This is a genomic window from Gammaproteobacteria bacterium (assembly GCA_013214945.1).
GTDB lineage: Bacteria > Pseudomonadota > Gammaproteobacteria > Enterobacterales > Psychrobiaceae > Psychrobium.
Genome location: JABSRT010000019.1, coordinates 58,129 through 81,017 on the forward strand (window position 1 = coordinate 58,129; position 22,889 = coordinate 81,017).

Genomic DNA, 22,889 nt, shown 5'->3' on the forward strand with positions numbered 1-22,889 from the left:
ATGAAGCTTGAATTACCCCCCTTTAGCAACGGTGTCTCCTTGTGCCATAAAGAGCTATTAGATTATCGGGGTCGAAATGCGCTAATTGACCTGTCAAAGCGTCGCCATATCAAGTCGCACATGGCAGGTACCCTGCTGGCTAAAACCAAAGGCCGCGGCATGGAATTTGAAGAAGCCCGCCATTATCAGATTGGCGATGATATCCGTGCGATTGATTGGCGGGTCACCGCACGAACCGGTAAAGTGCATACCAAAATATACCGGGAAGAGCGCGAACGGCCAGTTTATGTGATGGTTGACCTTAACCCTAATTTGTATTTTGGCTCGCAGCTGTTGCTAAAATCGATTCAGGCCTGCCATGTTGCGGCATTAATTGGCTGGTCGGCTGTCGCCAACGGTGACCGAATTGGCGCTTTATTATGTAATAGCCTTGAACACCGCGAATTAAAACCACGCAACCGTCACCACGGCGCTTTGGCGCTGATTGATTACTTGGTCAGGATCCATAATCAAGGATTAGCACATTTTAAAACCAACCAAACTGGCGGCAACAGCTTTGAACAAAGCTGCAGTCGCTTACGCCGTGTGGTAAAACCCGGCAGTTTGGTGTTTTTAATCTCCGATTTTAACCAGATAAGTGACAAAGCCGTTAAGCAATTACAGCATTTGGGCCGCCACAACGAAATCATTGCTTGTCAAATTGATGACCCGATTGACCATCAGCTACCTAGCGATCTCAGTGGCTCATTCGCGGTAACCGACGGCGAAATTCGGCACCAGTTTATGGTTAACCCTAAACAGCGCAGTGAGTATCAACGTAACGCGCTTAATCATCAGCAACAACAAATGACCTTACTGCAAAAGCTCAACATTACGACCATTCATTTTAGTAGCCATTTACCGCTGCTGGCGCAAATCAAGAGGCCACAGCAATGACCCCGTCACCACTGGACCAACTGCAGCCGCTCATATTGCCGACCGAACCCGGTGCTTGGCCACCCGCTATTGGTTGGTGGCTATTAATGCTACTAGTCATTACGGTACTGGTCATCAGCATTAAAACCCTTGTTAGCTATTGGCGTTTTGAGGCTGTTAAACGCCATAACCTGCGTCAGGTCAAACAAACCCAGTGCCCAGACCAACTTAATCGGCTGTTAAAAATAACGGCGTTGCATTATTTCCCGCGTGACAGTGTCGCTAATTTAAGCGGCGCCAGCTGGTCACAGTTTTTAAACCGAAATTTAGCGCCAGAGCATCATCAAACCTGCAATTTTTGTTGTGAGATGCTCTATCGCCCTGCGCTTGCCAATACTGCAGATAATGCTGCAGCTATTGAGCAACAACAGAAATTTCAGGGTGTCGCCATTGCTTGGTTCACTGGGCTCTCACGTAGAAAAATAAAGGCACTTAAAGATGTTTGAATTTACATGGCCTTGGTTATTGCTTTGCTTGCCACTGCCACTTGTTATTTATTGGCTAATGCCTGCCCGCCCGGTCGTACCAAACGCCGCATTGCGGGTCGCTAATGTAGATCGCTTTCCGGGGCAAACTACCAGTGTTGTTACCAACACCCGATCTCGTTTAATGCTCGCAGCTGTTGTTTGGCTATTGTTAGTTATCGCCAGCGCGCGACCGCTCTGGTTAGGTGACCCGATGCCCTCGCCTACTCAAGCACGCGAGCTGATTTTAGCGGTCGATTTGTCGGCCTCAATGGCCGAAACAGATATGGAACTCAATGGCCGTTGGGTCGACCGCTTAACCATGGTCAAAGCGGTACTGGCCAAATTTATTGAACAACGCCAAGGGGATCGAATTGGGCTTATATTATTTGCCGATAACGCCTATGTGCAAGCACCACTAACGTTTGATTTAGCGACCGTTAAGCAATTGTTAGACGAATCTTCATTAGGCCTGGTAGGTAAGCGCACTGCTATTGGTGATGCGATTGGGCTGTCGGTTAAACGTTTTGATCGCCGAGACAAAAACGCCAGTAGTACTAATAATAAAGACGACAATACTAACACCAATAACTCTAGCACCAGCACCTCTAGCACCTCTAGCACCAACAAGAAGAATGGCAACAGCAATCGCGTGTTAGTGTTATTAACCGATGGTGAAAATACCGCGGGTAATTTGTCCCTCGAACAGGCACTGGAATTGGCTATCGCCAAACAAGTGACCATTTATACCATTGGGGTTGGCTCTAATCGCAGTCGTGGTGGTTTTTTCAATCAAGGTTCAGGCATTGATGAACGCGCATTAACCGCGATAGCACAGGCCACTCAAGGCCAATATTTTCGCGCCACCGACAGTCGCGAGCTGCAGCGTATTTATCAACATTTAGACCAATTAGAGAAAATAGAAGTGAGCCAACAAATCCTAAGACCACGTCGTGCCTTATTTTATTGGCCGCTCGCATTGGCATTGTTGTTAAGCTTTGCTGGTATAGCACTTAGATTACGCCAAGGGGGTTTAGTGTGAGTGATTTAGTCAGTCAACTAATCAGCAATTTTCATTTTATCAGACCTTGGTGGCTGCTGGCGCTAATACCCGCAGTCGCGCTGTATATACGCCTATTAAACGCCGCCCAAAAACGTGGTCAATGGCACCGAGTGATCTCGCCGCACTTGGCCAGCTTATTAATTGACAATCAAGCGCAAACAACCACCAAATTACCTTGGCATATTTTATTGCTGATCTGGTTGCTAGGTATTATTGCGCTAGCGGGCCCGACGTGGCAAAAACTACCACAGCCGCTGTTTAAGCTCAATCGCGCTCAAATTGTGGTTATCGATATGTCTCTGTCGATGTATACCACAGATATCAAGCCCAATCGATTAACCCGGGCCAAGTTTAAACTGTCTGATTTACTCAAAAATTTCAACGAAGGCGAAACAGGACTGGTTGCTTATGCTGGTGACGCATTTGTTATTAGTCCGATGACCGAGGACGTTAATAACCTACTAAACCTGCTGCCAGCATTAAGCCCTGACATTATGCCCGAATACGGTAGTGATCCGGCATCAGGCATCAAGCAGGCGATTAAATTATTTGAGCAAACCAATAAAAGCCAAGGTGACATTTATTTAGTCACCGATGGCATCACCCGTGCCGATCAGCGCAAAATCACCAAACTACTGGCTAAAACCTCGTTTAATTTGAACATATTGGCGATAGCTGGCAATGTCGACGCGCCCATAAAATTGCCTAATGGTGAGTTACTAAAAGACCAACAAGGCAATATCGTAGTACCTCGCTTAGACCCTGCCCCCTTAATTGAATTAGCGACTAAGTTTGATGGTCGTTATACCAAAATAACCGACAACAGCCGTGATATAAACTACTTACTGCCGCAAGCTGAGGCATCGTTAAACAACCAGAAGATTAAACAGTCGGAGCAACAGCGATTAGGGGACAACTGGTACGAGCAAGGGCCCTATTTGTTATTATTTATATTGCCGTTCGCCGCCTTATTTTTTCGTAAAGGCGTATTAGCGAGCTATGCCCTGTGCGGCATAACGACGCTGTTATTAATGGGCCCACCGCTGCCGGCGATTGCTGCAACTGATCCAGCTTCCGCGGCGCTACCGATAGATGACAGCGATCTCAAACAAGCCAGCGCGCCATGGCAGAAACAAATATGGAATAAGTTATGGCACAACGACAACCAACGCGCTTTAGCCCAATATAAGCAGGGTTCATACAATGAGGCCGCTGAGCAATTTAATGATAAAAGCTGGCAAGGCGCCAGTTTTTATAACAATGGTGATTATGAAGCCGCATTAACAGCCTTCAGCGACGATACCACGGTTGATTCATTATATAATCAAGCAAATAGCTTGGCGCAGCTGCAACGTTTTGACGAAGCAATTAAGCGCTACCAGCAAGTCTTGGCGCAGCAACCAGAACACAAGGCCGCTAAAGCTAACCTAGAATTGACCAAGAAACTCAACCAGCAGAAAAAACAACAAGAGGGTCAAAATGGGCAAGGTGAATCATCATCTGAGCAACAATCTAACCCTGATTCCGCTAACAAGCAGCAAGAGCCCTCAGCAGATCAAGAGCCTTCAGCAGGAGAAAAGTCATCAGCGGATGAACAATCTTCAGACGGTGACAAGTCTTCAACTGGTAATGAGCCTTCAAGTAACGAAGAACCTTCAGCAGGTGAACAGTCTTCAGCGGAGCAAGAGCCCTCAGCGGGTGAAGAGCCCTCAGCAGGAGAAGACCCTTCGATGACCGATGATAAATCTGCAGCTGATAATACCAATAACCAGCAAACAGATAATCAGTTAAACGCGCCATTATTTAATGATGAGCAACTGACTAAAGCACAGCAACAGCGGTTGAATCAACTAGTAAGCAAAGTTGTTGATGACCCTTCGTTATTATTAAAAAGCAAGCTGCTGCGAGCTTCTCAGCAACGCCACTCGCAACGCACGATCAAAAAGGATACCGTCAATTGGTAACACGCATAGCTATTTTTTTATTGTTTATCATGATCTCACCGTTTAGTCAGGCGCTTAGTACATTAACAGCCAAGGTTGACCACAACCCTGCAATGGTCGGCGAAACTGTCGTGTTAACCATTACTGCTGACGATCATGTTAATGCCAACAATCTCGACACATCAGCCTTGCTGCAGCAATTCATTGTCGGCCAAACCAATATCAGCCGCACCATGCAGGCTATCAATGGTAGGCAAAAACGCCAAACAAGTTGGAATATTCACTTAATTGCACGGACCACGGGCCAATTCACTATCCCGTCTTTTACCCTAAATAATATCAGCAGCGCGCCAATTAAACTCAATGTTGTGAAAGTGTCAACGACCCCTAATCAAACCAACCAAGATGTAATCCTTGAAGCAAAGCTTGCTAGCACGAACGTCTACGTTGGGCAACATATTACCTATCAAGTAAAATTGTCGATTGGAGTTACTTTGCAACGCGCTCAGTTGCATCCGCCTGAACTTGCCACTGCGCAAATTTCGCAGATCGGAGAAGACATTGACACCACTGAAATAATTAATGGTCGCCGCTATCGCGTATTTACCCGCACGTATGCAATCCGCCCAACCGAATCAGGCAGCTTTACCTTGCAAGGCAGTATTTTTCGTGGCGACATTCAAGTGGGGCAACGCGACTTTTTCAATAATGGGCGCTCAAAACCCGTCACTTTATTAACTGAAAATCAAACTCTCACCGTTAAGGCAATCCCCAATAATTTCCCCGGACAGTGGTTAGTCAGTGACGTGGTCGCCTTGCAGGAGCAATGGCCAACGCCTAAAAGCTTTACCGTCGGAGAACCCATCACTCGCACTCTAACCTTAACAGCAACCAATATCGCAGAAGAACAATTACCGCAGTTAAGCGCTAAACTGCCAGATTCATTTCAGGCCTACCCTGACAAACCAGTGACCCAGACAATAACCCAAGACGGCGTGGTGATTTCACAGTTGATTCAAAAAATAGCGATGATCCCAACGAAGCCGGGTCAATTTACCTTACCGGCGGTAAAAATTCCGTGGTTAAATGCGGCAACGGGTCAAATCGAATGGGCTATTGTGGCCGGACAGCAAATAACAGTTATTGCTAATCCCATTAACCAGCCACAGTTAGCTCCCCAACCGGAGCTTAGTGGTGTAGTCCAGGCTCAGGAACAAGACCATAAACCATCTTCCGCCGGTGCAAGTGCGCAACTTACACCGGGCAGACACACTCTCATCTATTGGCAGTTTACCTGTCTATTGCTAATTCTATTATGTATCATACTACTTGGACTTTATATTCGGCTACGCAGAACGGTCGCACTATCGCATTCACCAATAGTGAATCCGTTACCTAAGACCAACAACACTAAATACTGGCCCGAGTTAAAAATTGCATTGCAACATAATCAACCACAACAAGTGATCAGGCTAATGCCATTGTGGCTCAAACAGTTATCTATTGACCCACAACAGGTCACAACCGTCGCGCCGGCCTTACACCTAGCGTATCAACAATTAATGACCAACTGTTATCAACAGCAACCGATTAATTGTGACTGTAATGATTTATTAACTCACTGTTTAAAATTAATAAAAATACAAAGTTCTGCAACACAAAAATCAGATTCACTTTATCCTAGTGAGCATAAATAATAATATTTTACTCGACTTGAAATTTAATAGAAGGTCATACGGTCTTGAATAAAGAGCAGGTTTTAAAACAAAAATACCAATCATTGGTAACTACATACCAAGGTGACTTGTTTCGTTATGCCTACTGGTTAACGGGTGACAGGCAAGTCGCCGAGGATATATTACAAGAAACCTTTTTAAGAGCATGGCGAGCCATTGACCAACTTAACGAAATTAAGGCGGCTAAATCTTGGTTAATTACTATTTTACGCCGTGAAAATGCTCGACGTTTTGAACGTAAACAATTGCAATTAGTTGATATAGATACCGAAGAACTAGTAGATCATGATTCAGACAATGAAAGTAGCCAGCAACAACGCCAACTTAGACGAGCGATAATGATGTTGGCCAGCGAGTACCGCGAGCCGTTAATGCTGCAAATAATAGCCGGCTTTAGTGGTGAAGAAATTGCAGAGTTGCTCGACCTGAATAAAAACACGGTAATGACTCGTTTATTTCGGGCCAAAAACCAGCTTAAATTAATGATGAATTCAGACTCACAGGAGAAGCTAAATGACGCACAATAAGCACTATCGCATCGCGGCAGCAGATCCTAATTGTCAGGATCATGAATTTCTTGCAGCCATCGCCGCTGATCCAGCACTTGCTGGCCAGGTTGAACAAACACAGCAGCTCGATAGTGAGTTAAGTTTTCTGTTTGATATGCCACAGCCAAGTCAACAGCTTACTAATAGTTTACTAGATATCTGTAATACTAAATCTGAACAGCCGATTGAATCGGTTGAACCAACAATGACACCAGAGCTTCCTGCTAAAAAAAATAATCGATTCGGGCGTGTTTTTGCTATCGCTGCTTCGTTTGCCATTGCTGCAGTTTCATTTACTGTGTTGCAAAATCAGCAATTTCTTCATCCTGATTTATCAACTCATGCCCTAGCCCACTCCGAACATGGAGCAAGTTTTGCTGGTGTAATCAACGAGCGGCCAAGTATTGATAGTGTGAACTACCGCTTAGCATCTTTTGGCGCCAAATTTAGTGACGACCTATCTAACCTGACCTGGTTTAATGGCTGTAGCTTTGATGGTATCAGCAGTCTGCATTTAGTGTTCGCTGGCAAACAAGGTCCGATTAACGTATTTATTGTGCCAAAAAGTTCAAAGTTTGAATTACAATCACAATATAGTAACGCGACTTATCAAGGCATTGGCCACGAATATAACGACGCATACATGATGATTGTTGGCTTAAAAAATGAAAAGCTAGCACCATTCCAACAAAAAATAGACCAGGCAATCCACTGGAACATTTAAGTACTCTATTTAAGTAAACGGATTAACTTGAATAATCCATCAACGGTTGCGTGACCAAACACACCAGTGTGGTCGCGTAGCTTCGATATCTGTTAACCCTCTAATCCCCCCTGCTAATGTCCCTGCTCGCCGCCAACTTAAATGCTCGACATGGTTTTATACCCGTATTAAAACTGACCATTGTCATGAAAAATAATGCGCCTTTTGTTGCCACAGTCGACGATCTAACAGATAAGACGCTGGTGTTACCTAAAGGGTTCGCCGCCCATAGTTATATAAAATCGCTCGACCAAAATTTTAACATCATTACCACTGATACGGTGTTTGAAGCCTTAACGTTAGTCTCGCAAGGCAAAGCTGATGCGTTCATAGGTCACTTTGCCGTTGTGATCTATCAGTTAGAACGCTACTTTTCACAATTGAGCATTGTCGGCTTGGTTGAACAGGAATATTCACACCGCCTTATCCTGCATAAGTCAAACCGAGTTGATCAAAGTTCAGATGAGCGGCGCTCATTTAATGTATTAAAATATATTGACGGTATTTTGGCGGCAGTGATCTTGGTTTAAATATTATCTATAACATTGTGACCAATCGACTCAACGGCAAGATTGAATGCCACAGTACTGTCGGCATCGGCACCGGCACCGAATTTGTGATCTAATTCAAGCCGATATAAAGTCTCAATAATTAGCTTGATAAACTAAATGAATTTACCTTTATGCCACGGCCGCCACAGTCATCGTGGTGCGTTGTTAATCCAAAATACGTGGCGTGATCTAAGCTGTAAAATACAATCAACACATTAGGTTGGTTAAACAGATAATTTTATTGAAGTTACAGTTATATGGATCAATAATAAATTATTATCACTGACTCTAAAAACAACGTAGAATATTAGTTCCTTGTTATTTTTTTATTACAATCGCCACTTACTATTCTGGGCTATTTTATACTAAGGCCAAACTATGCTACGCCAATTTTTCAAATTATTACCTCTATGGGCCTTAATTGTGCCAGCCGTTAAATATACTTTTACAATCGCCACCTTAATATTAGCTTTCACTTTTACAACGCAGGCACAACAACAGTCCTCCTTACAATTTAGTGGCTTTGGCCGTTTAATCGCTGGTGTATCACAATACGATAATACTTATGTTCAAGAATATAATAGTAACGCGACGATAAAAAACAACAGCTTAATTGCACTGCAAGCCGATTGGCAAATTGCTCCCAATTTAGCGTTAACATCACAAATTGTCGGTTACCTTAACGACAACAAAGAGTCTGGACTCGAGTGGCTTTATCTAAATTATCAAGCCAGCGCCACCACCCGAATTAAACTAGGCCAATTACGGACGCCTTTTTTTAACTACAGTGATGTATTAGATGTTGGATATGCCTACCCTTGGATTGTGCCTCCATCAGAAGTTTATGCTTCTTACTTTTTCAGCCATTACGATGGCATCAATGTCATTCGAAGTTTCGATTATGACTATGCCAGCACTGTCCTTGAAGCCTATGCTGGCACATTTAATGGTCCAATCGTTCAAGACAACCGGATCAGCGATGTCGAATTAGATTATCTTGCTGGTTTTTCGGTTCAAACAACATTCGATAATTTAACCATGCGCGCGGCGATTAATATCGGCAAACTAAACCATTCTCAACCGAGGTTTCAGCCGTCTTTTAACGAGTTACGGCAGTATTTTGAGCCAGTTCAACTGGGATCGTTAATTGATGATGTTGAATTAAAAGGATCCTATACCTTTAGCCAACTGGGCTTTAGTTATGATCGGTTAGATTATTTTATCAAAGGTGAATGGACCCACTACAAACACGACTTAGTCTTAATCCCGACCTCGACTAGCTATTATCTTACGTTGGGTTATCAGTTAAATGATTTTTTATTCCACATCACCCAAGCTAATCTAAAAGACAGCCTTAAGTTGATGACAAATACAATATCTACGGCACCACAGTACGCTATGGTACGCGCGATTTATCAGGAATTAATCGATTTACGTGTTTCGGGCCAGCGCCACAGTGTCACCGTAGGAACTCGCTGGGATTTCGCCGCCAACATGGCTTTAAAAGCCGATGTAAGCCGCATTAGTTATCGAACTGAAACTCCAGTCCCGGCAACGAACGATACCGTATTGATGGTCGGTTTTGAGTGGGTATTTTAATGTTCAATAAACGAATTCTTCTGCTTACGCTGTTAATGATTGGCTGGCCCTCAATAGTCACATCTAACGACAACATAAATGTCGATATTATTGTAGTTACGAGTATCGAGTCTCCTAATTTCAGTTTGCAGCAAATAAAAAAGATTTATCTCGGCATGAATGCCTCAGGCATGCAAAATAAACATGCAGTGACTCTGCCTCATGGCAACAAAACGAGACAACTATTTCACATAAAAGTGCTTGGTTTGTCCGAAGCAAGGGTACGATCATTTTGGGCACAGATGCAATTTTCAGGTCGAGGAAAAGCGCCGGTAGTACTTGCTACATCAAAGCTGACGATGGATTACCTCATTAATAATCCATATAGCATTGGTTATTTCGCGGCAAACACGGTGCTACCCCCTACCCTTAAAGTTATTTATCCTCGACATTAACAAGTGCATCAAATTGATGTTTTTGATGAATGTTATCAATTGTCTCCAGTACTTTATCAAAAGGTACTGGCGGCGAAAAATAATATCCCTGTATTTGGTCACATCCAAGATCGGATAAGTATTGATATTGCTCGATAGTTTCGACCCCTTCTGCACAGATTTTTAATTTTAGGTTTTTCGCTAAGTTAATAATGGCATCGACGATCAGCCGCTCTCGCTCCGACTCAAACATTTTACGGACAAATTGCTGATCAATTTTTAGGATATCTGCCTTTATTTGGGTTAAATAACTTAACGAGGAATATCCGGTCCCAAAATCGTCCAGGGCAATATTACAATTTAGCTTCTCTATCTCTTCAAAAAAGGCATGCGCTGTTTCGAAGTTTTCAATATAAGATGATTCCGTCACCTCAAATTCAACCTGATTTGAGATTGATTGGTGCTGTTTCAAAAGATTACGGATAAAGTCAATAAAGCCTTTCTTGGTTATATCATGGGCTGAAATATTAAACGAACAAACTAAGTTTAAGCCGCCTTGTTGATTAATAATTTCAGTTTGAGCAAAACCGCGCGTAAGTACCCAACAGGTAATATCATGAACCTTGCCGCAGTGCTCAGCAATAGGAATAAATTCAGCAGGAGAAATGAAACCATCAAATCGGCTATTCCACCGAATCAGCGCTTCCAGTCCGACCACACCACGGTACGGACAAACCTTGGGCTGATAGTAAAGTTCAAATTCATCCCCGGCTAGCGCGCTCTCAAGCTCATTAACAATGTTAAGCCGCCGATGCTGATTACTTTGCATTTCGTCTTCGTAAATAGCATAACAACCACGCCCCGAATTTTTAGCACGATACATGGCTAAATCGGCATTACTAATCAGTGAGGTAAGATCGATCTTATCGCCATCACTAAACGCAATGCCAATACTCAAGCCTGAACCTACTTGCCATTTTTCAATGGAAAATGCCGCCTTAAACTCTTTTAAAATACGCTCAGCAACAGTAATTGCCTGAATTTCATTAACTAAACCGGTTGTAACTATGACAAATTCATCACCACCAAGTCGGGCTAAAATATCACAATCACGCAGCTGCTCTTGCAGTCTTATTGCCACTGCATGTAACAATAAGTCCCCGACTTGATGGCCTAACGTGTCATTAACCATTTTAAAATCATCAAGGTCAATAAACATCACTGCTAGCTCAGTTTTGTCACGCCGTAAACGACTAAGCTCTTGCTTGAGCAATTCCTGAAATAACTTGCGGTTTGGTAATTTAGTTAGCTGATCATAATTAGCAAGATATTCTAATGATTTTTGCTGTTTCTCTAAGGCAAGGTTGTGTGCAACCGTGAGTTTATTTTGCTGATCGATGGTACTTAACATTTCGTTAAAATTAGCACCCAGTTGCGCTATTTCATCAGAGCCTCGGTGGCCAAACCGCAGGCTGTAGTCTGACGTGTTTCGTACCCTATCGACAATTTGACTTAAGCTAAGCAGCGGCCTGATTAAATCAGATTGCAACCAATGAACCAATATAAATGTAAGCACTAAAACTATGATTACTAAGGGGATTAACTGATTGTAAAATTGTTGTTCGCTGGCGCTTAATTGTTCGGTAAAGTCGAGTACCACCACCAGATAGCCTAATTCGAACTTATCATCACCAATAAGCGTAATAGTTGTCGTTTCATTGTCATGTTGAACAATACCCGGGTTAAGCTCGGCCTTAGTCCGGGTTTTCGGTAACTTAACTAGGCCAGTGAAAGCCTGCGGATTGATAAATTGTGCAACAAGGTTAAATTTGTGATCATACACCTGAGTTGACTTGATATGACTATAACGTTCGAATTTAAGGATAGCACTGGTAATAGCTAACTCATCGGGATTTTCTAACGCGAGATACTGTAACAAATCTTCTGCGGTATTTTGGCTCAATGCCGTCAAATCGGCGGTTGAGTTTAATTTAACCAATCGAGCATGTTCGGTCATGGTCAGAGCCACGATCGCAATAGCACAAGCGCCTATTGCACAAAACGTCAGTGCAAACAGCTTATTTTTAAAGCTCAATTTTACCATTTATTCTATATTCCTAACCAATTTACTACTATAAAAACTTTTACTACAACTTTTCTACCCAACTACATTGAGTATTGATTAATTTTTCTCGATATACACCTAATCATTCTCTGCACTTGCTGTAACGACCACCACTTAGCGCTCAATATTTGGCCAAATAAACAGTCATTAACTGATCAACATCGCTGCTGGTTAATTATATTAAAACTCACTTTGCAATTGTAACCAACAGTTTTGTACTAATAACCGATCTGGTTGGGCTAATTCATTACTCAAATAAGCCTTATTTAAACTTTGCTCCATCTGGCCCAAAAACTGTTCAAAGCTCTGTTTTTGTTGTAAACAACCTTGCAATATTAAGTCAAGGTGGCCTTGTAAATAACCACTAGCAAACATTTGGTCATCGCTGCCTTGTTCGACAATCAACGAAATAAAATCATTAATGGTTATTTCAACTTGTTCTAACTGCATTAAACTACCCTCTCTGGATTTTGTATTTGATACATCACGTAATCGTTGTAGCCAGTGGTTACCTTTATATAACCAGCTAGCGCGTTATCTAATTCACTATCGCCGGTGTCCACAATCAATGGCCGGTTATTAAGTGCCTCTAGTTTGGTTTTTGTCGCGATGATAATAATGTTCTCGCGGCCAATAGCGCGAATAACCTGGGGGCTAAGCTGCTGGTTCCCACGACCAAAAATATGGCCCTGACCACCAATTAAGGTAATCACTAATTTAACTTGTGAGAAATTCGAAATTTTCGCCAGCAATTGTGCCTCGGTGACATCACTAGCAACCAACTGTTGATCATGGACTAAATCAACGCCAAGCAAGGTGTTTTCTAACCCTAACTCAGCCATCAAAAATTCAGTAGTTGAACCAGAGCCAATCACAAAGAGTTGCTCATCCATTTGATTAATGACATCAGCAGCAATATCAGCCAACACTAATTCGTCTGACTCTTTACCACCCATTTTAACGGCTTGCATATATCTTAATTCAGCAGGAACTTGCATTTCGCCGTAGCGACGCGCCTTGACTTGGCCCTGACGGAATAAGTTTTCGTCAATGTCCATCACATCAGCGTCCATTAAGGTCACTAATTGGTTGGTTATCAACAATTCAAGAACTTTACCTGCCGCTACCGGTGTCACCGCATAAACACTGGAATGAATTTTTACCCCAGCCGGAATGCCCAGCACCGGAAAATCGTCACCAACCGCACAATAAATGTTGCGCGCAGTGCCATCACCGCCAACAAAAACCAGTAAATCAACACCCTGCTCTTTTATCGCCAGCGCAGCATTAATGGTGTCTTGCTCACTGGTATTAAGTAGATCAGCGGTGACATTTTCACTGCCATCACCTGTCACCACTTGGTGCTTAAACCCTAATGATTGGCATAAACTTTGGCCCATTAAGCTAGGTGCTGTAATCACTAACAGATTATCACTGTACGGCTGTAAAATACTCAGCGCTTGAATTGCTCTTTCATTTGCTTTAGCACTGGCGCCACGTTCAAGCGCAAGCTCAGCAACATTGTCGCTGCCCTTTAGCGCAACAGAACCACCCAAACCAGCAACAGGATTAATAATCAGTCCAATGGTTAAACTCATAAACTCTCCAAAAACTCAGGCTTGCTCGGCAGATAATCAAAACTGCTCGCAGTCTGCGGACCAGTATGGTAAAAATCGGCCAAGCACTTTAGCAACATTGTTGTCCGTTGATTAAATCCTTGCGTAACTAACTCAAGGACTTTGTAATGAACAAGCTGCTGAAACTGTACTCGGTCACTTTGCCAGCCATCGAGATTATCGCTGCTGACATTAAATTTAAAACCACAGGCTGTTGCCAGCGCCCACTCAATCGCCTGCGGTTTTATTTCTACTTGTTCAAATTTCAGCTGAGTGGCTTGGTCGCGCCCGTCGGGACAATACCAATAGCCGAAATCTTCCAGTAAGCGCCGGGCGTCGCCGGCTACCAGCCAGTGTGAAATTTCATGCAATGCGCTGGCAAAATAGCCGTGTGCAAACACAATTTGATGGTGTTGCCGCTTGGCATCAGCGGGTAAATAAATTGGTTCATCATCACCTTTAACTAACTCGGTGTTGTGTGAGTCTAAAAAAGCACGGTTAAAAATAGCGATTAAATCTTGGTAACGATGTTGCATCTAGGTATTTCCGTCAGGCGCAGTAACTGAGGTCTTTATTGCGGGCAATTGTATCAGGCAAACGGCTAAAAATGCCAGCCCCGCCGCCGCCGAAGCAAACAACCACGTTTGGGTCGATCCCATGCCTTGTTGCCATAAGTATCCGGCGCCCAATGCACCAATGGTGCCACCAATGCCAAATGCAACAGACGCATACAATGCTTGACCGCGACCACGATATTTACCTTTAAACCACTGATGAACAAACACCATCGAAGCAGCATGGGCCGAACCAAAACTAGCGGCATGTAATAACTGAGTCACACTAAGCCACCAAATATTGTCGATAACCCATGGCATCAATGCCCAACGCAATACCGTAAGCAACATACTTAATAACAACAATTGCTTGGCGCCAAACCAGCGAATTAACGTGGCACAACAGCCAAAAATAACGATTTCAGCGGCAACACCAAGTGCAATTTGTAAACCAGCAGTGGTTTCGCTAAAACCATGGTCATTAAGATACAGCACAAAAAAGTTGTAATAAGGGCCATGACTAATTTGCAGCAACAGATTTGCGGCAAAAAATAACAAAATATTAGGTTGCTTTAGGAGCTGCCAAATTGAAATCTCTTGGCTTAGAGGTTCAGGCGGCTCACAATGGGTAATCGAAAAACAAGTCAGCACTAACATGGCCAATAAACCAACACCCAGTGGAATAATCCATTGCACGCCAAAGTGATCAAAAATCACGCCAGCTAATGTCACTATGACGATAAAACCAAGGCTGCCCCACATTCTGATTTTACTATAATCTTGGCTGTTTTTTCCTAAGCTAGCTAAAGTAATCACTTCGAGTTGCGGTAATATAGCGCTCCAAAACGAGGCATATAGCCCAAGAATTAGTGCCAACCACCAATATCCGCCTTGATAAAAGAAGCCTAAAAATAGCACCAACGAGCACAATGATCCGAGCCGCACAACCTGAATCCGTTCGCCAGAGCGATCAGCTAATATCGCCCACAACGTTGGCATGACAATACGTGTCGCCATAAACACCGCGAGCAATTCACCAATTTGGGCTGAATTAAAACCTTGCTTACTAAGAAATAAGCCCCAATAGGGAACTATCAGACCTAATAACGCAAAGAAGAAAAAATAACACCCAGCAAGCGCCGAACGCTGGCTAGGTGCAGGCAAGCTAACTGCCACGAACTTAGCGTGGTGCCATGCTGTACGCAGGAGTCGTTAAGGTAACATCATAATTTTGAGCCCGGTGACGCAATAAATGATCCATCAACGTAATAGCCATCATCGCTTCGGCAATTGGTACCGCTCGCAGACCAACACAGGGATCGTGACGTCCTTTAGTGACTAATTCAATTTCGGTACCATGTTTATCAACACTCGGACCGGGTTTAGTGATGCTCGACGTTGGTTTCATCGCAATATGAGCGACAATCGGCTGACCAGAAGATATGCCACCAAGTACGCCACCAGCATGGTTCGATAAAAAGCCCTCTTTAGTCATCAAATCACGATGTTCTGAGCCTTTTTGACTGACCACAGCAAAACCATCACCGATTTCAACCCCTTTAACCGCATTAATGCTCATCAAACTATGGGCTAATTCAGCATCAAGTCGGTCAAAAATAGGCTCGCCTAAACCAACTGGCACGTTATGCGCTTCAACAGTAACCTTAGCGCCAATCGAATCGCCCTCTTTTTTAAGGTTGCGGATCAATTGCTCCATCGCTTCAAGCTTGTCACTGTCTGGGCAAAAGAATGGATTGGTTTCAATTAAATCGAAATCTACTTTTTCAATCTTAATATCGCCGATTTGTGATAAGTAACCACGAATTTCAATGCCAAACTGCTGCTTTAAATATTTTTTTGCTACCGCGCCAGCGGCAACACGCATCGCGGTTTCACGCGCCGAAGAACGACCGCCGCCACGGTAATCGCGGATGCCATATTTTTGTTGGTAAGTATAGTCGGCATGACCCGGACGAAATTGGTCTTTAATGTTGCCATAGTCTTTAGAACGCTGGTCAGCATTTTCAATTAACAGCCCAATTGGCGTACCGGTAGTTTTACCTTCAAATACACCTGACAAAATTTTAACTTTGTCGTCTTCTCGTCGTGCCGTAGTAAACTTTGAGGTGCCAGGCTTGCGTCGGTCTAAATCACCCTGTAGGTCAGACTCACTTAACTCTATACCCGGTGGGCACCCATCAATGGTGCAACCCAGTGCGATCCCATGACTTTCACCAAAGGTTGTGATACTAAATAACTTACCAATACTATTACCTGACATACCTGTTCCTTATATTCTTACCAACAATTGGGCTAACCCAACTTTTATTGTCGCGTTATTTTAATGCTAATAAAGCAGCCTTAAATACATCGCGCGACTCAATTAACTGTTGTTTTGTTAAAATGAAAACACCGTGGCCACCTTGGGTAAACTCAACCCAATGAAATGGCACTTGTGGAAACTGTGCTTCAACGTGGATTTGAGAGTTACCCACTTCAACGACTAAAATTCCGCCATCGGTTAAACAATCGGTGGCATCAACCAAAATTCGCTTAACCAAATCCAAGCCATCAAAACCTGCGGCAAGTCCTAACTCTGGTTCATGAATGAACTCTTGCGGTAATCCGTCCATGTCTTCTTGATCAACATACGGTGGATTTGACACAATTAAGTCATACTTTTCACGTAAAACTTCATTCATTAAATCAGATTCAAGCGGGATAACGCGATCATCAACCCCATGATTAAAGATATTAAACGTGGCCACATCTAAAGCGTCTGCCGAAATATCAATCGCATCGACTTCTGCTTGCTCAAACTCATGAGCCATAGCAATGGCGATACAGCCACTGCCAGTACATAAATCTAATGCACGAAACACCGGTTTGCCCGCAAGAAAGGGTTCAAAGCGCTGATTAATAAGCTGTGCAATCGGTGAACGTGGTACTAACACTCGTTCATCAACATAATATTGGCGGTCTGCAAACCAAGCAACGTTGGTTAAATAGGCCACGGGCAAACGCTCGTTAACTCGGCGAGTAAAAAGCTCGATAACCGCTGCTCGCTCCGATCGCGTAACACGCGCCGACGTAATATTAACCGGACTGTCGATTGGCAGACAAAGCGCATGCATGGTTAATTGAACGGCCTCATCCCAGGCATTATCACTGCCATGGCCATAAAAAATCTCGGCCTGATTAAATTGGCTGGTACCCCAGCGTAATAAATCATTAATTGTACGTAACTCATCAACAGCCTCTACAATACTTGCTGGTTGCAAACTATTGGCTGCTAAACTATTTGCTTCTAAACTCGGGGTTTCCAAAAAATACATCTCCTACTAAATCGACCCAGCATTGTAACCTAAGCTTTAGCTTTGTGAAATGAGTTAAAACCATTTAAAATGACTAACCTGAGTACCGGATAAGCGAATTTGCCCAATAACGCTCTTTTAACAGAACTCAGGTTAACTAACTTAATGAGCTCAACGAACTAAGTGCTTGGATATTTTCCCAACATAGCCGATATACTTGTAGCCATAAACGCCTTTGATTAGCCTATATCTACCAACAGCAGGAACTCTGATACAACGATGACCAACAATAAAACTGAATCAATGGCCGATTTACTCTCACTAGACGGTGTTAAGCCAATGGTGCAAGACAAAGTTGAATTAAGACAACCAAAATCTATTCGGGTTAAGCAACATAAAAAATTACAAGAAAAACAAGCGTTGTTTTATTTTTCGGACGGATATCAACCGCACTTACCTGACTCTGGCCCAATGCGGTTTTGCGCTGATGGGGTAGAAAAATATGAACTAAAAAAATTACGACGGGGTGATTATTACCCTGAATTGATTTTAGATCTACACGGTTTAAACCAAGAAGCGGCCAAGCTAGAAATTTTAGCGTTATTTCAAGCGTGTAAAAAACAACGGGTACAATGTTGCTGTATTATCCATGGCATTGGCAGTGGCATACTAAAGTCACGTACGCCCTATTGGTTGGCACAATATCCAGATTTGTTAGCTTTTCACCAAGCACCACTCGAATGGGGCGGTCAAGGGGCGTTACTCATCTTGCTAGAACAACCTGACGAGGACATAACCGCATAACATCAGGTGTATGACATCTCTATTCATTGCGATTAATACCACGGTTTATAGTACCCAGTATTACTCGCTTTTAAACCTGATTATAAGAGTGCCTGTTTGGCACTAACATGCTGATAATCTTTATGCCAAAGTAACGTGCCGCGCCAATTTTCAAGATCAATTTCTAAGCAGGCAACAGAAGAGGTCGAAAAACTCGGTAACACAATGCCTGGACACAAATCGGATATCAACAATCCCACCAACGGCAAGTGCGAAACCACCAATGCACAGCTGGCATTATGCTCGGCGCAATAGGCGAGTAAACTATCACCACTGCTGGCAGGATCAGACTCAGGGGTTAATTCATCTAAAACATAATGAAAAGTCGGTGGTGCTAGCCATTTAATGACCTCTTGATGCGTTTGCAGCGCACGAATATATGGGCTCACAAAACTGATATCAAATTGGGTATCTTGCTGAGCAAGCCATTTGGCCACAGCCTCACTTTGATCTATCCCTGTTTGACTGAGACAACGGTCTTTATCTGATTGCGCCACCGTTTCCGCTTGACCGTGTCGCATAATATACAATTTCATTGTGCATTCCTTCCTACCTTGCCCGAGATAACATTTTTGCAGCGTTAGCTCTATATTTTATAATAGTCTCTTAATTTTATTAATTAAAAAATTGGCTAAAAGTCTTATACAAGAACTAATAAATTGTAATATTTCAGCTGGTTACTGTTCAGTAAATGACCACTCTGGTTATTTATGCTCATTAAAGCCGGCTCAACCATTGCTAATTACCAGATAAATCGATAATAATAAATATTGTTCCTTGGTTTTGAGACTTGCCTTGATTAGTTCTGCCCACGACAATAAGCAGTATCGCTTAGTAACACTAAGCAACCAATTAACTGTTTTGTTGATTTCGGATAGTACAACAGAGTCAGCTTCTGCTGCACTGGCTGTTAATGTCGGGCACTTCAACGATCCCGAAGACTCGCAAGGCTTAGCTCATTTACTTGAGCACATGTTATTTTTAGGCACCCGAAAATATCCCGACAGTAATGAGTATCAATCTTTTATTCGTACTCACGGCGGCCAGCATAATGCCTGGACCAGTAGTGAATTCACTAATTACTTTTTTTGCATTAAAAACGACCATTTTGAGTCTGCATTAGCCCGATTTAGTGAGTTTTTTATAAGCCCATCGCTTGATGGCCAGGCTATTAGCAATGAGATTAGTGCTGTCGATTCGGAATTTAGACTTAAGTTTAAAGACGAAAACCGCCGAGTATTAGCGGCTTTAAAAGAAACCGTTAACCCTGCTCACCCTTTTCATAAATTTTCAGTCGGTAATAAACAAACCTTGCTCAACGATGACCCTGGTCAACTAGAGCAATTACTGACACAATTTTATAGCCAACAATATTGCGCGTCTAAAATGAATTTGGTGTTGTGCTCACACCATTCCTTAGACCAACTAGCAGTCATTGCCAAGCAATATTTTAGCCTGGTTGAAAATCGTGGCTTAACGGCTTACTTCCCGCTGGTTGATATTACCCTGCCCGACCAAAAAAATATTGAAATTAGAATTTTACCTGATAAAGATATTAAAAAAATAACCCTCAATTTTTCGATGCCAGTGGTACAACATTGGTATAAAAGTAAACCACTTTCCTATATTGCTTATCTATTAGGGCATGAAAGTGAAGGCAGCTTACTTTCATGTCTAAAGAATAAGGGCTTAGCCAACCATTTATCCGCTGGTGCCGGCATCTCTGGTTACAACTACAAAGAGTTTGCCATTAGCTTAAGTCTTACCGAACTTGGCCTTGAACAACAAGACTTAGTTATTGGTCTGGTTTTTTCTTACTTAAAATTGATTGAAACCGAGGGCATTGACTCGTGGCGTTACAATGAGAAGCACAGTATTTTTAATGCAGCTTTTGATTTTCAAGATCCGGTCAGCCCATTAGAGTTAACCAGCCACTTAGTGATCAACATGTTTCGCTATGACGCTGCCGATATTATCTTTGGCGACTACGCGATGGAAAGCTATCAACCACGGTTGATAAAACAGTGTATAGACCTAATGACGCCACAAAATTTACGTTTAATTGTGGTCGCAAAAAATCAGCACACCGATCAAGTAGCCCCTTGGTACGAAACGCCATACCTAACCAGAGCCATCACAACACAAGATCATCAGCGCTGGCTTAACATAGGCAGAAACCCTGACATATCGCTGCCGCTTGCCAATCCCTTTATTGTCGAACGGTTAGTATTTCGGCCAACCAAACAGCATAACCCGGTGCCAGAAGTACTGATCAAAAAGCAAGGGATTAGGCTGTGGCATTATACAGAACAAGAATATGAAGTGCCCAAAGGTGACATCTATACTGCGATCGACAGTGATTTTGCGGGCAGCAGTGTTAGGGTAGCAGCCTTGTGCCAACTTTATGTTGAAATATTACATGATGATTTGGCTGAAATGACTTATCCGGCAGAAATTGCTGGGCTACATTACGACATCTACTCCCATCAGGCGGGAGTCACAATGCATGTTAGTGGTTATACCCCCAAGCTATTTTTATTCTTTGAGATGTTAATAACACAAATTCGCCAGCGTAATTTTAACCAAAATCGCTTTAACGAAATAAAACAACAGCTGATCATTTCATGGCAAAATGCTGAAATGGCCAAACCGATTAATCGGCTGTTTCGTGGCTTAAGCGTGGTATTACAACCAAAGCAGTACCCAAACAGTCAATTACTTGAAGAATTACGCAGTATTAGTTTAAGTGAGCTGTTACAGTTTATTCGCTCGTTATATCAAAATGTGCATTTAGAATGTTATGTCCATGGCGATTGGGAGCGCAGTGAAGTTGAACATTTTGGCCATAGTATTCATCAACAAATATCTGCTATTGCCAAGCCAATCGATGAAGTTCAACGTCAGCTTGTCGACATTAATAACCGTGGCACGTTGACCCGAGAATTCACCAGTCACGGCACTGACTCGGCCGTGATCATGTATTTTCAATCGGCTCAGGCTGACAGTAAGAAAATTGCGTTATTTAGCTTATTAAATCACTTTATTTCAGCCGAATTTTTTGCTGAAATAAGAACAAAACAACAATTAGGCTACCTCTGTGGTACCTCGTATATTCCGATCAACCGCCACCCTGGCATCATGTTTTACATTCAATCTAATGTCGCTGCGCCCTATCAACTGGTGGCCGCCATAGATCAAGTACTAAGTGATTTCTCTCGATTTATCAGTGAGATGTCTTCAGCACAGTGGCAACAAGGTTTAACCGGTTTGCTCACCCAAGTACAAACACCAGACACCAGTTCCAGAGCAAGGGCTCAGCGCTACTGGCTCTGTATTGGTAACCGCGATTATCAATTCGATTACCGCCAACGAATTGCCGACCAGCTTAATGAAATAAGCCAACAGGAATTAGTCGACTTTATCGACAAGAAATTCAATAAAGAGCATAAAGATCGGTTAATTTTGTGCAGTTATGGCGAAAGCCTTGATGATAAAACCCGTTTAACTTGTGGTCATGCGATCCGTGAATTACCTTTATTTAAACGCGAAGCCAAGAAGTTCATCTTATAACCGAATAGTCTCAATCGAAAAAAATCTGGCAGGAGCGCTCTTTGCTCGTGCCAATTTTAACGAAGTCAGTAGGTTACGAACCTATTAGCTGGGTGAAATGCTTGCGACACATTGACACATAACGTTCGTTACCGCCAATCTCAACTTGAGTACCACTACTAAGCGCGTTTCCTTGCTCGTCGGTTCTAACCACCATATTGGCTTTACGGCCACAATGACAAATGGTCTTTAATTCAACCAACTTATCGGCCCAACATAATAGATACAGACTGCCTTCGAATGGTTCACCGAGAAAATCAGTCCGTAAACCATAACAAAGCACGGGAATTTTAAGCTCATCCACCACTCGCGCCAGCTGTTTAACTTGCTCTTTGGTTAAAAACTGACTTTCGTCAAACAAGATACAATGAATTGGCCCTTCTTTGAGCTTATGGTCAATAATGGTGAATAAATCACAGCTACGTGAAAACACATCAGCAGGTTGGCTTAGGCCAATCCGCGAACTAACCCGACCAGCACCGTAACGATCGTCAATTGAGGCGGTAAAGATTACCGAACGCATACCGCGCTCTTGATAATTATAAGCAGATTGTAGTAACGAGGTCGACTTACCAGCGTTCATCGTTGAATAGTAAAAATAGAGCTGAGCCAAGACAGATACTCTTGAAAAAAAGAAACAATTATACCCTATTCATAAAGCAGATAGTATCAGGGTTAAATTCATTGCATGAATGATCAGACCTATCATTGCCGCAACTATCAACGCTACGACCAACGCAATTGCCAACGCAGTTAAAAAAATTACCAGCTTG

The 22,889-nt window shown here is 42.9% G+C and carries 21 protein-coding genes; 12 read left to right on the top strand and 9 right to left on the bottom strand.

Translation table 11 applies throughout. The annotated features are described in order from the left end of the window. The 10 genes from HRU23_14680 to HRU23_14725 all read left to right on the top strand — a co-directional run bounded on the left by HRU23_14680 (position 1) and on the right by HRU23_14725 (position 10,076). On the top strand, positions 1-936 hold the full coding sequence (locus HRU23_14680; GenBank protein NRA55386.1) for a DUF58 domain-containing protein: 936 nt from the start codon (positions 1-3) through the stop codon (positions 934-936). Then, positions 933-1,421: a DUF4381 domain-containing protein gene (locus HRU23_14685; protein NRA55387.1), complete on the top strand. Its 489-nt coding sequence runs from the start codon at positions 933-935 to the stop codon at positions 1,419-1,421. The genes HRU23_14680 and HRU23_14685 overlap by 4 nt, the downstream gene beginning before the upstream one ends. Continuing rightward, on the top strand, positions 1,414-2,481 hold the full coding sequence (locus tag HRU23_14690; protein ID NRA55388.1) for a VWA domain-containing protein: 1,068 nt from the start codon (positions 1,414-1,416) through the stop codon (positions 2,479-2,481). The genes HRU23_14685 and HRU23_14690 overlap by 8 nt, the downstream gene beginning before the upstream one ends. Then, a complete protein-coding gene (locus tag HRU23_14695) occupies positions 2,478-4,466 on the top strand; it encodes a VWA domain-containing protein (protein ID NRA55389.1) in 1,989 nt (662 codons plus the stop codon). Before HRU23_14690 ends, HRU23_14695 begins: the two co-directional genes overlap by 4 nt. Next, positions 4,460-6,142: a protein BatD gene (locus HRU23_14700; GenBank protein NRA55390.1), complete on the top strand. Its 1,683-nt coding sequence runs from the start codon at positions 4,460-4,462 to the stop codon at positions 6,140-6,142. The genes HRU23_14695 and HRU23_14700 overlap by 7 nt, the downstream gene beginning before the upstream one ends. Positions 6,143-6,168: 26 nt before the next feature. After that, entirely contained in the window at positions 6,169-6,708 is a 540-nt protein-coding gene (locus tag HRU23_14705) for a sigma-70 family RNA polymerase sigma factor (protein ID NRA55391.1), read from the top strand. Further along, positions 6,695-7,453 carry a DUF3379 family protein gene (locus HRU23_14710; GenBank protein ID NRA55392.1) on the top strand — a complete coding sequence of 253 codons (759 nt, stop codon included), beginning with the start codon at positions 6,695-6,697 and terminating at the stop codon, positions 7,451-7,453. Before HRU23_14705 ends, HRU23_14710 begins: the two co-directional genes overlap by 14 nt. Positions 7,454-7,638: 185 nt before the next feature. Further along, positions 7,639-8,022 (top strand): transporter substrate-binding domain-containing protein, encoded by a 384-nt coding sequence (locus HRU23_14715; GenBank protein ID NRA55393.1) that lies wholly within the window; start codon positions 7,639-7,641, stop codon positions 8,020-8,022. A gap of 399 nt (positions 8,023-8,421) precedes the next feature. Next, on the top strand, positions 8,422-9,642 hold the full coding sequence (locus HRU23_14720; GenBank protein ID NRA55394.1) for a hypothetical protein: 1,221 nt from the start codon (positions 8,422-8,424) through the stop codon (positions 9,640-9,642). Continuing rightward, on the top strand, positions 9,642-10,076 hold the full coding sequence (locus HRU23_14725) for a hypothetical protein (protein NRA55395.1): 435 nt from the start codon (positions 9,642-9,644) through the stop codon (positions 10,074-10,076). Before HRU23_14720 ends, HRU23_14725 begins: the two co-directional genes overlap by 1 nt. Here the strand turns inward: HRU23_14725 and HRU23_14730 are convergent. The 7 genes from HRU23_14730 to prmB all read right to left on the bottom strand — a co-directional run bounded on the left by HRU23_14730 (position 10,057) and on the right by prmB (position 17,685). Further along, entirely contained in the window at positions 10,057-12,159 is a 2,103-nt protein-coding gene (locus tag HRU23_14730) for an EAL domain-containing protein (protein ID NRA55396.1), read from the bottom strand. The genes HRU23_14725 and HRU23_14730 overlap by 20 nt on opposite strands. Before the next feature lie 201 nt (positions 12,160-12,360). Then, the gene (locus tag HRU23_14735) at positions 12,361-12,630 is read right to left on the bottom strand and encodes a YfcL family protein (protein ID NRA55397.1); all 270 of its coding nucleotides are present in this window, start codon (positions 12,628-12,630) and stop codon (positions 12,361-12,363) included. Continuing rightward, positions 12,630-13,778, bottom strand: a complete 1,149-nt coding sequence (locus HRU23_14740) for an ATP-NAD kinase family protein (protein NRA55398.1) — start codon at positions 13,776-13,778, stop codon at positions 12,630-12,632. The genes HRU23_14735 and HRU23_14740 overlap by 1 nt, the downstream gene beginning before the upstream one ends. After that, positions 13,775-14,332: an elongation factor P hydroxylase gene (locus HRU23_14745; GenBank protein NRA55399.1), complete on the bottom strand. Its 558-nt coding sequence runs from the start codon at positions 14,330-14,332 to the stop codon at positions 13,775-13,777. Before HRU23_14745 ends, HRU23_14740 begins: the two co-directional genes overlap by 4 nt. Then, positions 14,333-15,514 (bottom strand): MFS transporter, encoded by a 1,182-nt coding sequence (locus HRU23_14750; GenBank protein ID NRA55400.1) that lies wholly within the window; start codon positions 15,512-15,514, stop codon positions 14,333-14,335. It abuts the gene before it with no gap. A 16-nt stretch (positions 15,515-15,530) separates the two neighbouring features. Continuing rightward, complete coding sequence (gene aroC, locus HRU23_14755; protein NRA55401.1) at positions 15,531-16,631, bottom strand: chorismate synthase; 1,101 nt, start codon at positions 16,629-16,631, stop codon at positions 15,531-15,533. Between the two features lie 55 nt (positions 16,632-16,686). After that, positions 16,687-17,685, bottom strand: a complete 999-nt coding sequence (prmB, locus tag HRU23_14760; protein ID NRA55402.1) for a 50S ribosomal protein L3 N(5)-glutamine methyltransferase — start codon at positions 17,683-17,685, stop codon at positions 16,687-16,689. Between the two features lie 258 nt (positions 17,686-17,943). On the opposite strand from prmB, the gene smrB reads away from it, so the two are divergent. Further along, positions 17,944-18,468: an endonuclease SmrB gene (gene smrB / locus HRU23_14765; GenBank protein ID NRA55403.1), complete on the top strand. Its 525-nt coding sequence runs from the start codon at positions 17,944-17,946 to the stop codon at positions 18,466-18,468. A gap of 80 nt (positions 18,469-18,548) precedes the next feature. Here the strand turns inward: smrB and sixA are convergent, their stop codons facing one another. Continuing rightward, entirely contained in the window at positions 18,549-19,043 is a 495-nt protein-coding gene (sixA, locus tag HRU23_14770; protein ID NRA55404.1) for a phosphohistidine phosphatase SixA, read from the bottom strand. A 259-nt stretch (positions 19,044-19,302) separates the two neighbouring features. On the opposite strand from sixA, the gene HRU23_14775 reads away from it, so the two are divergent. After that, positions 19,303-22,077: an insulinase family protein gene (locus HRU23_14775; GenBank protein ID NRA55405.1), complete on the top strand. Its 2,775-nt coding sequence runs from the start codon at positions 19,303-19,305 to the stop codon at positions 22,075-22,077. Positions 22,078-22,150: 73 nt separating this feature from the next. Here HRU23_14775 and HRU23_14780 read toward each other — a convergent pair whose 3' ends face one another. Continuing rightward, positions 22,151-22,729 (bottom strand): thymidine kinase, encoded by a 579-nt coding sequence (locus tag HRU23_14780; protein ID NRA55406.1) that lies wholly within the window; start codon positions 22,727-22,729, stop codon positions 22,151-22,153. Between the last annotated feature and the right edge of the window lie 160 nt (positions 22,730-22,889).